This window comes from Mesorhizobium sp. M8A.F.Ca.ET.165.01.1.1 (genome assembly GCF_004792065.1).
Classification (GTDB): domain Bacteria; phylum Pseudomonadota; class Alphaproteobacteria; order Rhizobiales; family Rhizobiaceae; genus Mesorhizobium.
In genome coordinates this window covers 1-298 of record NZ_SRTH01000210.1, presented here as the reverse complement: position 1 = coordinate 298, position 298 = coordinate 1, and the positions used below count along the sequence as shown (strand labels likewise).

Annotated in this window: 1 protein-coding gene; it reads left to right on the top strand. The window is 62.1% G+C overall.

The genetic code is table 11. From position 1 onward, the window contains the following. Nucleotides 1-65: 65 nt before the first annotated feature. On the top strand, nucleotides 66-298 hold a 233-nt coding region (locus tag EN808_RS35790; RefSeq protein ID WP_245525213.1), incomplete at its 3' end, for an enoyl-CoA hydratase-related protein.

Genomic DNA, 298 nt, shown 5'->3' with positions numbered 1-298 from the left:
TCTGCATCGGCGCCGGCATGGGCACCGCCACCATCATCGAACGCGTCTGACGGGGAGAGAAAAAGATGAGCCACACAAATTTCACCCTCGACATCGACGCCGACGGCATCGCGCTGATCACTTGGGACATGCCGGGACGCTCGATGAATGTCTTCACCGAGGAGGCGATGCGCGAGCTCAATTCCATCGTCGATAAGGTGGCCGGCGACGCCGCCGTCAAGGGCGCGGTGATCACCTCCGGCAAGGACACTTTCTCGGGCGGCGCCGACATCACCATGCTGCAGAAGATGCTCGCCAC